Source organism: Blastocatellia bacterium (assembly GCA_016713405.1).
Lineage (GTDB): Bacteria > Acidobacteriota > Blastocatellia > Chloracidobacteriales > JADJPF01 > JADJPF01.
Window position 1 is genome coordinate 467,581 of sequence record JADJPF010000020.1, and the last position, 15,051, is coordinate 482,631.

The 15,051-nt window shown below is 33.8% G+C and carries 14 protein-coding genes; 1 reads left to right on the plus strand and 13 read right to left on the minus strand.

Features of this window, described 5'->3' with window-relative positions:
* Window positions 1-114: 114 nt before the first annotated feature.
* The 4 genes from IPK14_20335 to IPK14_20350 all read right to left on the minus strand — a co-directional run bounded on the left by IPK14_20335 (window position 115) and on the right by IPK14_20350 (window position 4,505).
* A complete protein-coding gene (locus IPK14_20335; GenBank protein ID MBK7995635.1) occupies window positions 115-672 on the minus strand; it encodes a DinB family protein in 558 nt (185 codons plus the stop codon).
* Window positions 673-742: 70 nt separating this feature from the next.
* Entirely contained in the window at window positions 743-1,279 is a 537-nt protein-coding gene (locus IPK14_20340) for a DinB family protein (protein MBK7995636.1), read from the minus strand.
* A gap of 33 nt (window positions 1,280-1,312) precedes the next feature.
* Window positions 1,313-3,226: an amino acid transporter gene (locus tag IPK14_20345; GenBank protein MBK7995637.1), complete on the minus strand. Its 1,914-nt coding sequence runs from the start codon at window positions 3,224-3,226 to the stop codon at window positions 1,313-1,315.
* Between the two features lie 205 nt (window positions 3,227-3,431).
* Entirely contained in the window at window positions 3,432-4,505 is a 1,074-nt protein-coding gene (locus tag IPK14_20350) for an alpha/beta fold hydrolase (protein ID MBK7995638.1), read from the minus strand.
* Window positions 4,506-4,693: 188 nt separating this feature from the next.
* Between IPK14_20350 and IPK14_20355 the strand changes: the two genes are divergently transcribed.
* Window positions 4,694-7,192 (plus strand): YfhO family protein, encoded by a 2,499-nt coding sequence (locus tag IPK14_20355; GenBank protein MBK7995639.1) that lies wholly within the window; start codon window positions 4,694-4,696, stop codon window positions 7,190-7,192.
* Here the strand turns inward: IPK14_20355 and IPK14_20360 are convergent.
* The 9 genes from IPK14_20360 to IPK14_20400 are packed head-to-tail and all read right to left on the minus strand — an operon-like array spanning window position 7,189 to window position 14,920.
* Entirely contained in the window at window positions 7,189-7,671 is a 483-nt protein-coding gene (locus IPK14_20360) for a dihydrofolate reductase (GenBank protein MBK7995640.1), read from the minus strand. The two genes, IPK14_20355 and IPK14_20360, sit on opposite strands and share 4 nt — an antisense overlap.
* A complete protein-coding gene (locus tag IPK14_20365; protein MBK7995641.1) occupies window positions 7,668-8,597 on the minus strand; it encodes a thymidylate synthase in 930 nt (309 codons plus the stop codon). Before IPK14_20365 ends, IPK14_20360 begins: the two co-directional genes overlap by 4 nt.
* A 3-nt stretch (window positions 8,598-8,600) precedes the next feature.
* A complete protein-coding gene (locus IPK14_20370; GenBank protein ID MBK7995642.1) occupies window positions 8,601-9,977 on the minus strand; it encodes an HlyC/CorC family transporter in 1,377 nt (458 codons plus the stop codon).
* Between the two features lie 30 nt (window positions 9,978-10,007).
* Entirely contained in the window at window positions 10,008-10,286 is a 279-nt protein-coding gene (locus IPK14_20375; GenBank protein ID MBK7995643.1) for a hypothetical protein, read from the minus strand.
* A gap of 36 nt (window positions 10,287-10,322) precedes the next feature.
* Entirely contained in the window at window positions 10,323-11,261 is a 939-nt protein-coding gene (locus IPK14_20380) for a ribokinase (GenBank protein ID MBK7995644.1), read from the minus strand.
* Between the two features lie 9 nt (window positions 11,262-11,270).
* Complete coding sequence (locus IPK14_20385; protein ID MBK7995645.1) at window positions 11,271-12,143, minus strand: CPBP family intramembrane metalloprotease; 873 nt, start codon at window positions 12,141-12,143, stop codon at window positions 11,271-11,273.
* 56 nt (window positions 12,144-12,199) lie between these two features.
* Window positions 12,200-12,730 (minus strand): NUDIX hydrolase, encoded by a 531-nt coding sequence (locus tag IPK14_20390; protein MBK7995646.1) that lies wholly within the window; start codon window positions 12,728-12,730, stop codon window positions 12,200-12,202.
* The gene (locus IPK14_20395; GenBank protein MBK7995647.1) at window positions 12,720-14,066 is read right to left on the minus strand and encodes a bifunctional folylpolyglutamate synthase/dihydrofolate synthase; all 1,347 of its coding nucleotides are present in this window, start codon (window positions 14,064-14,066) and stop codon (window positions 12,720-12,722) included. Before IPK14_20395 ends, IPK14_20390 begins: the two co-directional genes overlap by 11 nt.
* Window positions 14,066-14,920, minus strand: a complete 855-nt coding sequence (locus IPK14_20400) for an acetyl-CoA carboxylase carboxyltransferase subunit beta (protein ID MBK7995648.1) — start codon at window positions 14,918-14,920, stop codon at window positions 14,066-14,068. Before IPK14_20400 ends, IPK14_20395 begins: the two co-directional genes overlap by 1 nt.
* Between the last annotated feature and the right edge of the window lie 131 nt (window positions 14,921-15,051).

The window sequence follows — 15,051 nt, forward strand, 5'->3', positions numbered from 1 at the left end:
TCGGATATTAACGACGGTAGTTTTGTTTATTTTAGCAGAAGACATAATTAAACGAGATAAAAATTTCTAAAAAGATAGCCTAAAACTTATAAATTTTAGGCTATTTTTTAAGCTTTATGCTGTGGCGTGAGACTTAGCTTGCTTTATTTCCTGAATTTGACTTAAGTGTCGCATATCATGATAAGCTAACAATGAAAGCCAACCCGGGCCACTAATCATCATTCCCATTTCTTTAACTGGGTGCTGAATTTCAATAGAAGCTAAATCATCTAAAGTAGTATTATTAAGAAGCTCTTTTAAAGCATTACGAGACTCTTCTAAATACTTAGGTATTTCGCTTAGAGAAGGACAATTAACAGGTACTGATCCTTCAGGTGCTACTATACGTTGTTTTCTACCTGGGACACGTTCGGCAATTTGTTCCCATTCAAAACGTAAATATTCATCAGATTTTCTTTCAACTTTTTGTGCTGCTAAAGTTTTTTGTATACCTGTAGTAATAATTTTTTCTACTAGATAAAGATGATAAGTAATTTCACTAACTGACCAACCATTTTCAGGTTTTGCATCTACTCCATCACTTATTTCATTAAGTATCATTTCTCTTGCTGTTTCTAATGCTGCTAGACGATCAGAAAGTGTTGCTGGAAATTCTTGTAACGGATTTGACATTAATTTTTACTCCTTAAGATTGAACTCTAGTAAATATTAATTAAATTATTTAATTAATTATTAAAAATAATTATTGTTTAAGCTCTTTAAGTTGTTCTACATATCGCAGTTCATGACGAGCAATTAAAGTAAGCCAACCTGGGCCACTAATTAGCCCTACTTCTTTTACTAAATGCGGACGAGAAACACAAGCTAATTGGTCAAGTGTAGTATTATTAATTAATTCTGATAAAGCTGCACGAGACTCTTTTATTAGCTCTAATGATTCACTTAACGAAGGGGCGTTGTTAGGTTCTACTACGCTAGGTGCTTGAACTTTTTCTTCTCTATTTCCGGTAAAACCAACAATTGTTTGCCATTCTATTTTTAAGTCTGCATCAGATTTTCTTTCAGCTTGTGTAGTTGAAGCTAATGCTTTTTGAAGCATTCCTGTAATACCTTTTTCAACAATATATAAATGGTAAACAATTTCGCTTACTGACCAGCCTGACACGGGTTTTGTGTCTATTCCATCTTTAGTTAGTTCTAGTAAAGTGTTTCTAGTTGCTTCTAACTCAGCTTGTCGGGCAGCCAAAGTTGCTGGAAATTCATTTAATACATTTGACATTAATTTTACTCCTTGGATTGAAAAACTTAGAAACTAACCAACATGCACATAAGGACGACGTTTTGGATTAGGTTCAGCTAATCGCAGCACTTCGCGTGTTACAGGTGCAGTATCACCTTCACCAAATGCTAAGTATTTTAATACATAAGTAATAGGATTGCCTTCTGTCCATCCAAAATAAACATGTGGTTGAAGGTGAGTTTTATCACGAATATGTAAAAGTAGTGCAGCTATTGCATTAGGTATAGCTGGGCTTTCGCATCTTAAAATATAATGTTTTCCTTCTTTGACTCCATGCACCTCTAAAACTTCATCTGTAAATTCTGAAGCATCCCCAGCTTTTATTTCAAGAAAAACTATTAGATCATCAAAAATATTATGAGTGTCACGAGCTTCTTTTTCCTTAAAAGTATAAGTATGCCCGCCAGGTCTATGGGCTACAATGCGAATAGATCCTTGTTTAGTAGCTTCTTTAATGAATTTTTGTGCTATATCATCCAAAATTACTTTCTTTGTACGAAGTTCTGTAGAACGTAAAGCACGAGATACTAAAGATGTTCCTACTATTGTAAGAATAAAAAATGATGCTATTTTTATTCCTTCAGGTCTTTGATACACATTAAGTAATAAAGTATAGCTAAAAATACTAGTTATGATAAAAAATAGTATTCTTTTCTTCCATCCGCTTTCCCAGGTAATAAGGCTAACTGCTATTGCTGCTGAAGTAATTAAAGCTAAAACCCCAGTTGAATAAGCACCGCCTTGAGCGTTTATATCAGCTTCAAAAAGAACTGTAAGAATAATGCCTACAATTGTAAAGAATATTACTAGCGGCCTAGATGCTCTTGCCCAATCAGGAGCCATTCCATACTTAGGTAAATATAAAGGTACAAGATTAAGTAATCCAACCATTGCCGAAGCACCAGCAAACCATAAAATAGAAATAGTGCTTAAGTCATAAATAGTTCCAAATATATTGCCTAAGTAAAAATAGGCTAAGTAGGCTAATGCACGTCCATTAGCTTGGCCGCCAGTTTGGAATTCTTTTACAGGAATTAAAATAGTTGTTATTAAACTACTGCCAATTAAAAAGAAACTCATAATTACAGCAGCAGTTGTTAATAAATATTTTGTATTACGAATACGGCCAAGAGGTTTGTCTATTTTATCTGTAAGCTCACCTTTTACTAAAGGCATAACAGAAACGCCAGTTTCAAAGCCTGACAAGCCTAATGCTAATTTTGGAAATAGAAGTAAGGAAAAGGTAGTTATTCCCCAAATAGAACCATGTGTATTAAAAATATTTACTTTCCAATTAGTAACTACAGAAAAATCCTTAGCTATATAATAAAATCCTACAGCAATAACAATTAAATTTAATAATAAATAAGCAAAAACTAAGAAAACAGCTAAATTAATAGCTTCCTTAAATCCTTTTAGGAAGATTAGGCCCAAAGCCATTATCAAAAGGGAAGTAACTATAACAGGATGGTGAAACATCGCTGGCACAAAGGGATTTTCAACAATATGTGCTGTAGCATCTGCGGCTGAAAGTGTAATGGTGATAATAAAACCTGTTGCTGCAAATCCAAGTAAAACAAGAACTAATGCTTTACCTTTCCAACGAGGTAGCATTGATTCTAGGATAGAAATACTTCCTTGACCATGAGGGCTATTTTCTGCAACTGTATTATAGACTGGTAAAGCTCCAAATAAAGTTACTAGCACTAAAACTAGGGTTGCCATTGGTGATAAAACACCTGCGGCTAAAATAGCAATACTAGGTTGATAGCCTAGTGTAGAAAAATAGTCTACCCCAGTTAAACACATCACTTTCCACCAAGTAGAGCGTTCATGAGACTTTTGTTTTTCTGGTGTTTTAGTGGATTCTTTTAAGCCTTCTAATAACCATAAATTAAATCGTTTTTTTAGAGCCTTATTTATCATAATAGACCTTATTTGATAGACGAGTTGCTACAGGAAAATTTTGGCAAGATTAAAGAAAAAGCTGTATGGGCTGGAAAATTAAACATGAACTAAATTTAACTGCATTATTAAAAAAAAGTGAAGCGAATTTTGGAAGGAAAATTTCTTGGAAAAGCTAGTAGCTTATGCTTATAAACTACCTAAGCTACTAGCTTAAAATGAAACCTTATTTATTTTTCTTACCAGCGGCTAAAATTTGTTTAATTGGATCAATTAAAGTAGCAGGACTAAAAACATGTACATTATGAACTGTATTTGCGCCTGTTAGGGGAAAGAAAAGCTTGCTAGAAGAATCTTGGGTTAAATGAGTATAAAGGTCTTGGTGTTCCTTAAGTGTATAAATTCCATCTTGTTCTAGTGCGATTAAACCAGCGGTTGTTCCAGAAGATTTAGCAAAAATACCTGCTGAAACGGTTGGACGTTGAAAAGGTGGTGCGCCAAGAAATTCTGCTACCATTAATGCTGAATCATTGGAGATAAAGCCATTGGCTACAGCTTGATCTGGGGTTGGTGCGCCAGCAACAACTCTTCCCATTAAATCACCATAAAAGAAACCAATCCAAACAGGAGGAGGAAATACTACAACTCTACCTTGTTGTGGATCGTCTACACTTAACATAGAAAGCACTGCTGCACCTGTTCCACTATCGGTAAATGCCCAGGCTGGCGGGCCCACAATATCTGGTACAACAAAAATAGCGGTTTTAACGCCAAATTCTTTTCTAAAGCTACTATTTTGGCTTACAAGTCTTTGTTGAGCTAAATGTAGCATTTCTGCACCAAGGCTATGACCAATAATTACATCTGGAGCCATATCAATTTCATTAAGTTTTCTTAAAGATTCAATTAAAGCTGTTACATAATCACTTAGTGTTAAATCACCAAATTTAACACCAGTTGTTGAAATAGGAAGACTGCTATTGCCATGTCCAGGATAGTTTAACAAAATGGTTCTGGCTACAAGCTTATTGGTAGTTGTGTCAGTAAATAATTGTTGTGAAAGTGGAATAAAGGTATTGGAATTTTGCCCAGTGCCGTTTAATACTAAAATAGTTGAACCTTTTTTTGGTTTAGTTGGGTTAAGTACTACATTAGCTCCCATATCAACCGTTACACCAGGTTTAACTTGTACGGTAAAATTGACTCTAAAAGTTGGGGCTTGAGCATTAACTATATGGCTAAAACCTAAAGTTAACATTAGAAAAAGCCCAAGAAGTGTGGATAAAACAAACTTTTTCACTAGATCTGTCCTTTCTAAATAGAAGATGTTTTTAAGCGTATCGTTTAAGTTAAATTCTGAGAATTTTTAAGATTTGTAGATTATTCCATAAATCTTAACCAATAGCCAAGTCTATTTTTGCTAAAATTTAATAAAATCTTAATTTTTAGTTTACTTGCTAATATATTGATAAATAATGATTTATATTTATGACTATAAATAAAATTTCTTTTTTTGACTTAATTACTAGTAAAGAAAATGTACCAATAAAAATACATGTTATTGCTGTTTTAACATTACTAGTAATTATTGTTGGAATGTTTGCACAAGTTTTCTTTTTAGGAGAAACCTTAGTTGATTTAGCAGCACATTCAAATCAATTACCCTGGGGAGCAAATACAACTGAATATAGTAGTTATGCTTATAATCGACGTGATTTAACTGACACCTATATAACACGAGACTATTTTTTAGTAGATAGCTATCGTAGCAAAGAATTACCACTTTGGAACCCTTATATTTTAGCTGGACACCCAATCTACGCCGATGGGGTGACAAAAATTTTTGCTCCTACAAATTTGCTTTATTTAATTTTTGATATTCCTTTAGGTTACTCACTTGCAAGACTTTTAGAGCTTGCTCTAGCTACAATTTTTATTTATCTCTTTTTAATTAACTTAAACTTAAGTCCTGCGGCAGCCTTTACAGGAAGTTTAGTATTTTTACTCTCTGATAATGTAATGCAGCATTTAACCTGGCTAGGTTGGTTAGGTGGGCTGATGTGGCTACCTTTAATGTTATTAGCGGCTGATAAAGCTTTATCACAGCGTAAAACCTTGCCTGCAATTGGTAGTGGTATAGCCTTAGCCTTACAATTTTACTGTGGTTACACCCCAACAGCTATTTATTACCTTGGTGCATTGATTAGTTATTATTTACTAGTTAGTTTGCTAAATAAAACAATTACTAATAAATTAGCTGCAATTAAAACCTCCTTAAAATATCTATCTATAACATTATTTGTAGGTTTTGGATTGTCGGCTGCAAATTGGTGGCCTGTCTTTGAGCTACTTAGTTTTTCTAATCGCAAAATTGTTCCTACAGAAATTGGTTATGTTTGGCTTCCACCTTGGCATTTGCTGACGTTAATTTTACCTCGTGCCTTTGGTCGTGCCTTTGACCATAATATTTCTAGCCGTTTTGTTGATATTGGCGTTTCACAAGATCATATAATTTACTTAGGACTAATAACTTTAATTTTAATAGCGTTTATTTTTTGGCGTAGCGGATGGAAGCTAGCCGACACTAGAATTTACTATTTTCTGTTTTTAACTTTAGGCGCGTTGTTGGTAATGACTTGTACACCGGTTTATGTACATATAACTAAATATATTCCTGTGCTAAAAACTATTAGAGCCGTTACTAGAATTAGTGGGCTTTACTGCTTTGGTGCTACAGTTTTAGCTGCATATGGAGCAGACCTTTTATTAAAAACTAGTTGGATAGAACTAAAAGCTTATCTCCAACAAGTTAAAAAGATTATGTTAGTTTTATTAGGTAGCTTAATTATAGTTATGCTAGGGTTTAATATTGTAGCTATACCTAATAATTTTAGTGAAATGTCAGGAGTCAAACGCTTAATTTTTAGAATATTAGTTTCTTTGAAAGAATATTTTTACTGGCGTAATTCAGATTTTATAATTTCGTTAATAATAATAGTTATTTTAACCATACTTTTATTGATATTGGTTAACTCTGCAAAAGACCAAAAAATAAAATTTGCTGTTGCATCCTTGTTAATTTTGTTTTTAGAACTAACTTGGCAATCAAATCAATATAATCCTACATATAAAAGCTCATTAATTTATCCAAAAACTAATGCAACAGAGTTTCTAAAAAATAACATAGGTTTTAGTCGTGTAATTGTTGCACCTGCTGAGCTTCGAGGTAAAGCAGAAAAAATTATTGGTGATAAAATAGTTGCTCCTCCTAATACTCTACTTCCTTATAAAATCAATACTATTTATGGTAAAGACCAGTTATTTCCAAAATGGTATCGTGAATTTACTAATTTAAGTGAGCGACAAGATAGACTAAGCCATATTGTTTTTAATCAAATAAGCTCACCAATGTATGATTTTCTTGGTGCTAAATATTTACTTACAGAAAATAATGTAGAGGTTGATAATGTTAATTACAAAGAAGTTTATGAGGGCGAAGGAGTAAAGATTTTTGAAAATCTACTGGTAAAACCAAGAGCTTTTTTTGCTACAAATTTTGAACAAGTCGATAGACAAGACCAAGTAATTCATAAACTTAAAGAGCAAACACTTGATAATTTATCTAACATAATAATTAGTGATAAAAACGTAAATATAGATAATATTAAGGCTGCTAGCAGCACTGATAAAGTAGAAATAATTAGCTATAAAAATAATCATGTAGTCTTAAAAACAATTTCTAGTGGCACAAAGTTATTGGTTTTAACAGATACTTATTATCCAGGTTGGGAAGTACTAATTGACAACAAGCCAGCAAAGCTAATTCGGGCAAGTCATGCTTTTAGAGCAGTTGTAGTAACAGAAGGGGAACACAAAGTAGAATTTATTTTTCGCCCTAAGTCTTTTTATTATGGTGCAATGATTAGTCTTATAAGTTTGATACTAACAAGTGTTGCTATTTTGTTGTGTAGAAAAGATTTAAGTTAAAAATGTTTTTTATAAATTTGAAATTTATAAGCAAATTTTTCACTTTCTGAGTAATGATTTTCTTCCTGAACAAGTTGCCAAACTTTAAGGTCTAGTTTAGGGAAATAAGCGTCACCATCAAAATTTTTTTCAATTAAAGTTAAATAAACTGTTTCAACTAACGGCAAGCTTTGTTTATAAATTTCTGCTCCGCCAATAATAAAAATTTCTGGGTTTTCTGCTAGCTCTATTGCTTCTTTTAAGCTGTCAGCAACTTTAACTCCTTGCACTTGATAGGTTTGTTGCTGGGTCATTACAATATTTTCCCTAGATGGTAAAGCTCTCCCAATGGACTCAAAAGTTTTTCGTCCCATTATTATAGATTTACCTAAAGTTAGCTTTTTGAAATATTTAAGATATTCAGGTAGTTTCCAAGGTATAGTGTTGTTGATTCCTATAACTCGATTAGCTGACATTGCTGCAATTATTGAAAGGCTCATACAGCTACATCACCTTTGATTGCTGGGTGTGGGTCATAGCCAATTAGCTCAAAATCTTCATACTTAAAATCAAAAATAGAAGTTATTTTAGGGTTTAGCTTTAACTTAGGAAGATCTTTAGGTGTTCGACTAAGTTGCAATTTAACCTGTTCTAAATGGTTATCATAAATATGAACATCGCCAAATGTATGAATAAACTCGCCTGGCACTAAATTACAAACCTGTGCAACCATAGTTGTTAACAGAGCATAAGACGCAATATTAAAAGGTACTCCTAAAAATACATCAGCACTTCGCTGATATAATTGGCAAGATAGTTTGTTATCAATCACCATAAATTGAAATAAAGTATGACAAGGCGGCGGCGCGTGGTGGTGGTTTTTAATTAACTCTTGTATTTCTCCAACATTCCAACCATTAATAATTAGCCTTCTAGAAGTTGGGTCAGTTTTAATTAGATCAATTAAATTTTGGACTTGGTTAATTTCCTCACCAAATTTATCTTCCCAACGAACCCATTGCTTACCATAAATTGGCCCTAACTCACCCCATTTTTTAGCAAATTCCTCGTCCATTTTTATACTGTTGATAAAGTTTTTAAGCCCTTCTTTCCAAACACTTGAGTAACGAGGATATTTTTCTACTAGGTTATTTTCTTCTAAGAAAAACTGATAGGCCCATTCATTCCAAATACTTACATTATTATCAACTAAAAACTTTATATTAGTGTCGCCTCTTAAAAACCAAAGCAGTTCATAAGCAATAAACTTAAAGCTAATCTTCTTAGTAGTCAGTAGGGGAAAGCCTTCTGACAGGTCAAAACGCATTTGATAGCCAAAAATACTAGTTGTTCCAATTCCAGTGCGATTAGCTTTTTTATCACCTTTACCTAGAATGTGGTCTAATAATATTAAGTATTGTTTCATAGGCTAATGTAGGGTAGTTGATTTTTCTACCCTATCTTTATTTAGGTCTTCAATAAGGATTTCCAAAATTCTTAAACGTTCAGTTTTAATAACAGTAAATACAAAGTCATCAAATTCTAATTTTTGTCCTACTTGTAAGACGTTTCCTGTTTCAGACATTAAAAAACCTGCTAGTGTAGTGTATCCTTCTTCTTCAGGTAACTTAATTTTTAGCTTACGGTTAATATCTCTAATTGGAGTGCTACCTTGAACTAAATAAACACCTTTGTCTTTTTCTATAATAGTTTCTGGAGTTTCTTGGTCAAACTCATCATCTATTTCCCCAACGATTTCTTCAAGTAAATCTTCTAGGCTAGCTATACCGACTGTTCCACCATGTTCATCTACAACTACACCTAAATGAACACGAGCGCGACGCATTTGACGCATTGCTTGTTCTAGGGTGACGGTTTCTGGTAAATAGAAAGGTTTATTTAGCAATTTTTCTAAGACAAATCCTTCAGGTTTACTAAAATAAGGAACAACATCTTTTAGCACTAATACGCCCACAATAGTATCTAAATTATCTCGATAAATTGGCAGACGAGAAAATTTATTTTCAATAAAAATTTTATAAATCTCATCTACAGTAGCTTTATCAGAAAGGGCCGTAACTTCTGCGCGAGGTGTCATAATGTGGCGAAGTTCTGTATTAGCAAACTCGATAACATTATTTACCATTTCCATTTCTTCATTTTGTAGATGTCCGCCCTGATGACTCATTTCTACAAGTTGGCGTAGTTCTTCTTTAGTGTAAGCTGTAGCATGTTCAGCAGAAGAACTTAGTCCAGCAAGACGCAATACAAGCGAGCCAGAGTGATTTAACACCCAAATTGGGGCCTTAAAAACTTTATAAAACATTTCCATTGGCCAGGCTACAAATAAAGCTACTTTTTCAGTACGTTCTAAGGCAAGGGTTTTAGGTGCAAGTTCTCCTAAAACTATATGAAGAAATGTAATTGTAGTAAATGCAACTATAATTGCAGCAGAGTGAGAAACTGCCGCAACATAAGTTGGAGGCAGTAAGCGTTGAAAAACAGGTGTTAATGTACCAGCAATTGCTCCTTCTCCAACCCAACCTAAGCCAAGGCTTGCTAAGGTTATACCTAGTTGAGTTGCAGAAATATATGAATCTAAAGAGTTTATTACTCGTAGTAATGTTTTAGCTCTTGTGTCTCCTGTCTCTACTAGAGATAAGACTTTTGAGCGACGTACACCTACTAGAGAAAATTCTGCTGCCACAAAAAAACCATTGGCAAATACTAAAAAAAACACCATTAGCATTTTTAGTGAAAATGAAAGAGCCGTTTCACTAGATTCAACTATAAAAAACAACATCATAGACGGGTAATAGTCCATAATTTTATTTAATTAATATCTGAAGATTATTATTATTAGGTTTTGTTCAAAAACTTGACCAATTTCCTCTTCATTGTCTGAGAGTATTTCCATTGCTTCTAAACTTAGATCTCCAATGGTGTGCATAGAACGTATCATTTCCGTTTTATTTAATTGGCCCGTTTTTAATACCTCAGCAAGTAGATCTGAAACTACACCTAGCTCTGCTTGCATTGTTAACACTACTTGTAGCAAATCGCTTATATCTATTTCTTGGAATTCATCTAGCTCATCAAATTGATCTTCTGACATAAAAGTTTATCCTTAAATTACTAATTTCTAAAAGACTTATTTTCCAGCTAAAAAATTTTTTACTTCTGCTAATGTTGGGAGTCCGGTTTGCGCTCCTAAATGCAGACATTTCATTGCTGCTACAGCATTAGCAAAACGTAAGGTTTCTAAAATTGACATTTCATTTAATAAAGCATAAATAAAACCACCATGAAAAGCATCTCCCGCACCAGTTGTATCTCGGCAAACTATTTCAAATCCAGGAACATGTAAATATTCACCTTCATGATAGGCTAACACTCCATCACTACCCAAAGTCATTGCTACAAAATAGCTTCCACTTACTTCTTTTAATTTAGCTAAAGCCTGTTTTGGCTCGCTAATTCCTGTTACTCGTCGTGGAAAATCAGATGATGTTACTAGAAAATCGATAAAAGGAAGTAGTTTATCTGCACCAGGATAAAAGTTATCTACATCAATTACTACAGCCATTCCTGATCTATGTGCCATTTGTGCTGCTAAAATATCTGCTGCTACGTCATGACCATCTATATGAAGAATTCTTCCACTATTTATAGCTTCTTCTTCTACTTCTTCAGCAGAAAAAGCTAATTTTTCATCCCGATCCCAAATTATGGTTCTCTCCCCATTTTGTTCATCAATGATTATAAAAGCGATTTGGTTTGTAGCATTTGCTATTTGTTTAACAAAGGAATGTTCAACACCTTCTGCTTTTAAGCGAGAAAGTTGCAAATCACCGCTAAAATCATTTCCTACTTTGCCAATATAGCGAGTTTTACAACCTAATCTAGCCAGTGCAGTTAAGGCTGAAGCAACTTGTCCGCCAGGTTGCTGACTATGGTTGCTAAGGCGAATTTTAGTATTAAATTCTGGGTACTTTGGAACAACTATAATATGATCTACTGCATTAAGACCAAGACCTACTACATCAAAAGGTCTATTTTCTGGTAAAGGGAAGTTAAAATTTCTTTCCACTGTGCTGTTTTACTCTCCTACAAAACCTTGAATAATCATTAGTATTACTTGAATAGTATTAAAAATTAAGTGAATAACAAAGCATGGTAAGAGCGAACTGCTATAAGCCCTAACTAAAGTTAGAGTTAGACTAAGCATCCCTAAACCAGTTATAACACCCCAGGATCCCCAATATTGAGGAATATGTACTAAAAGAAACAGAAATGAAACACCAATTATTGCTGGAGCAACTCCAAAATCTCTTCGCAAGCCAGCAAAAAGAATACCTCGATAAATTAATTCTTCAACAAAAGGTGCGCCAATTATTGCAATTATTCCTACTAAGATCCTGACTGCCATAGATATTTCAATAAATTTCTGCATATCTGTTTTTTGGTAAGGAAATAGAGAAATGACTATTGCAGTAACAAAAAATATAAAAATTGTAAAAAGAACTGTTTTTACTAAACCAAATCGCTCGGGCCAATGCCATCCCAACGCTGAAAGGAAATTGCCTTTACTAGTCCTAGTGATAAATCGGTGACTAACCATTAGAGTAAGTATTTGGGCTAAAAATGTTCCACAAATAAAAAAGATTGCTAGTTCTGGATTTTCTTCTATTTTTGGCTTATCTGGTAAAGTTTGCCCAGATAGTTGCATCCATATAGACCAAGTTAACATTGCAGGTAGCGGTGCAGTAATTATTAGAAATACAGATAACAACCAAATAACAATGCCAGCCCCATAACCCCAAGCCGGTTTGTCAGGGTCTAAATTGCTAAAAATTTTACTAGTCGTCTGATTTGTTAAAGCCTTAAAATTACTACCACATTTAGAACAAGTTACAGGTGGCATTTTAGGCAGTGGACTTAAGCATTCAGGGCAACAATATTCTATTGTCATTGAAATACTAACCTTATTATTTTCTTAAGTTATCTATTCAAAACAGAAAAATTTCACTATTCTTTTAACTTTCGTTCTGTTGCTAGAAGTCCAATAATTGTTTTAGCATCGCGGATTTCACCACTAAAAATCATTTCGCAAGCTTTAGAAAAAGGTAAAACTACCACTTCTATTTCTTCGTCAAATTCTGGACTACTACTTACTACTTTAAGCTCTTTTGCTAGATAGATATAAAGCCTTTCACTACAATAACCTGGTGCTGGATAAGTAATAGAAAGAAGTTCTAGTTTTTCGGCTTGAAATCCTGTTTCTTCTTTAAGTTCTTTTGCAGCAGTTTTTTCAGGGGTTTCTTCTTTTTCTATTTTTCCCGCAGGTAATTCTAGCAAATATTCACCCATTGGATGACGATATTGTTTAACTAAGATAACTTCTTGTTTATCTGTAAGTGCTACTACTGCCGCGCCACCATTATGATGAACTACATCTAGTTGTATAGTTGCGCCAGATTGAAAGAGGACTTGATCAATGGAAAACTCAAAAATCCGTCCACGATATTTTACTTCCCGACTTAAAAGCTCATAGGCCATAGGGTTTCTCTTGATAGGGTTTTTTGCTATTTTTTAAGTGTTGTTTAATACTTCCAACTAAATGAAGAGAACCGCTAACAACTACTAATTTTTCTCTAACTGCTTGATTATTAGCAATTTTTAGGGCTTCATCAACATTTTCAACAATAAAATATTGTTTTGCTAAGTTTAATATTTTCCCGTCCATCTGTCGAAAGTTTATTGCTCTTGTATCTTTTTGATTTAATAAAATTACTGAATCAAAAAGAGGAAAAAGCAAACTTGCCATTTTAGGCAGTTCTTTATCTTTCATTACACTAAAAATTAATGTTTTTTGAGAGTAATTTCTTTCTTTTAACCAGCTAACCAAAAAATCTGCTAACGTCTTGGTTCCTTGTGGGTTATGCGCTCCATCAAAAAGCAAATCAAATTCTTTTAATTTAATTAATTCTAATCGTCCGGGCCAAACCACTCTTTCTAAACCTTCTTTAATGTTTTGCTTAGAAATGTTAAATCCTTGTTGATTAAGTATTTCAGAGGCTTTAACTACTAGAGCAGAAGTTATTACTTGATGATAAGCTCTAAGACCTGTTTTTAAGGCTTTATAGTTTTCTTTCTCAGTAGAAAAATCAAACTCCCAATAACCATCCTTAATAGCTAAAGCATTGATTTGACTAGTATCTAACCAAATTAAAGGTGCTTGAACTTTTTCTGCTACTTCTTTAATTACTTTTTCTGCTTCTTCAGTTTGTGGAGCGATCAAAGCAGGAACATTTGGTTTTAAGATGCCTGCTTTTTCTCTAGCAATCTCTGTTAATGTATTCCCTAAATATTGCTGGTGATCATAATCAATACTAGTAATTACACTAAGAATAGGTGAAACTATGTTAGTAGAGTCAAGCCTACCGCCTAAGCCTACTTCTAAAATTGCTAGTTTAGCTCTACACTCTCGAAAGTATTCAAAACCTACAGCCGTAATATGCTCAAAAAAAGTTGGACGAGACAATAACTTTTGCTCTAATAATAAGTCATCTACTTGAGATTTAACTTTTTCAAGTAAATTAGAAAACTGAGTTTTAGAGATAGGTTTAAGGTTATATTGAAAACGCTCGGTAATATCTAGTAAATGTGGGGAAGTAAAAAGCCCTGTATCAATTTTAGCTTCTGTCAAAATCGAGGCTAGAGAAGCACAAAAAGAGCCTTTTCCATTTGTCCCAGCTACATGAATTGTAGAGTAAGTTTGTTGTGGCTGTCCTAGGCTCTTAGCTAAAATGTCAATGTTATCTAAACCTAGCTTCATTGCTAAGGTTTCATGTCCTAAGCTATAAAGATAGTCAAGTGCTAGCCAGTAGTCCATTAGCTCATCATAAAATCAAGAGATTGACAAATATAATCTTTTAAGCTCTTACGGTCGATTACTGCATCTAACATACCATGTTCTAATAAGAATTCTGAGCGTTGAAAACCAGCAGGTAATTTTTGTCTAATGGTTTGTTCAATTACTCTGGGCCCAGCAAAGCCAATCAACGCGCCAGGTTCAGCAATATTAAGATCGCCTAGCATTGCAAAACTAGCAGTAACTCCACCAGTTGTTGGGTCAGTCATCAATGAAATAAAGGGAAGTCTAGCCTGATCTAAATTTGCTAGTGCTGCGCTAATTTTAGCCATTTGCATTAACGATAATGCCCCTTCCATCATACGCGCACCACCAGAAGCAGAGACAATAAGTAGCCCACAACGTTCTTTAATGGCACGTTCAATAGCACGAGTAATTTTTTCTCCTACAACAGAACCCATTGAACCGCCAATAAATTCATAAACCATACAGCAAACTATAACAGTATGATTACCTATTTTACCTTTAGCAGAAATTAAAGCATCTAAAACGCCTGTTGTTTGTTGGGTTTTAGCTAATCTTTCATTGTAAGGTTTAGTATCAACAAACTTTAATGGATCTGTAGAAGCAATATTTTGATCAAATTCTTCATATTCGCCATTATCAAATAACATTTTTAAGCGTTGGTGTGCATCAATGCGAAAATGATGATTACACTTAGGACAAACATAAGCACTTTCCTCAAGTTGTCCCTTAAAAAGTGTTTGTGAACATTGCGGACATTTACTAAATAATCCTTCTGTTTTTACTTTTCGCTCTGCATCAGTTGGGATTGGGGGTAAATTATCAGTTTTCTTACGCTTAAACCATGCCATTGAATTACTGCCTCATAGAAATAAAATCAGATTTTGTTGTTGTAGAAAAATTTGTAAACGACGAGTCTAACATGTTAATTAACTTCAGTGCAAAACTAGCTAGCAGATAGGCAGTAATACTTTATATGCTT

Coding starts and splice junctions, on each gene's coding strand:
- IPK14_20335 (MBK7995635.1), bottom strand. CDS start 672: ATGTCAAATCCGTTACAAGAATTTCCAGCAACACTTTCTGATCGTCTA.
- IPK14_20340 (MBK7995636.1), bottom strand. CDS start 1,279: ATGTCAAATGTATTAAATGAATTTCCAGCAACTTTGGCTGCCCGACAA.
- IPK14_20345 (MBK7995637.1), bottom strand. CDS start 3,226: ATGATAAATAAGGCTCTAAAAAAACGATTTAATTTATGGTTATTAGAA.
- IPK14_20355 (MBK7995639.1), top strand. CDS start 4,694: ATGACTATAAATAAAATTTCTTTTTTTGACTTAATTACTAGTAAAGAA.
- IPK14_20360 (MBK7995640.1), bottom strand. CDS start 7,671: ATGAGCCTTTCAATAATTGCAGCAATGTCAGCTAATCGAGTTATAGGA.
- IPK14_20365 (MBK7995641.1), bottom strand. CDS start 8,597: ATGAAACAATACTTAATATTATTAGACCACATTCTAGGTAAAGGTGAT.
- IPK14_20370 (MBK7995642.1), bottom strand. CDS start 9,977: ATGATGTTGTTTTTTATAGTTGAATCTAGTGAAACGGCTCTTTCATTT.
- IPK14_20375 (MBK7995643.1), bottom strand. CDS start 10,286: ATGTCAGAAGATCAATTTGATGAGCTAGATGAATTCCAAGAAATAGAT.
- IPK14_20385 (MBK7995645.1), bottom strand. CDS start 12,143: ATGACAATAGAATATTGTTGCCCTGAATGCTTAAGTCCACTGCCTAAA.
- IPK14_20390 (MBK7995646.1), bottom strand. CDS start 12,730: ATGGCCTATGAGCTTTTAAGTCGGGAAGTAAAATATCGTGGACGGATT.
- IPK14_20395 (MBK7995647.1), bottom strand. CDS start 14,066: ATGGACTACTGGCTAGCACTTGACTATCTTTATAGCTTAGGACATGAA.
- IPK14_20400 (MBK7995648.1), bottom strand. CDS start 14,920: ATGGCATGGTTTAAGCGTAAGAAAACTGATAATTTACCCCCAATCCCA.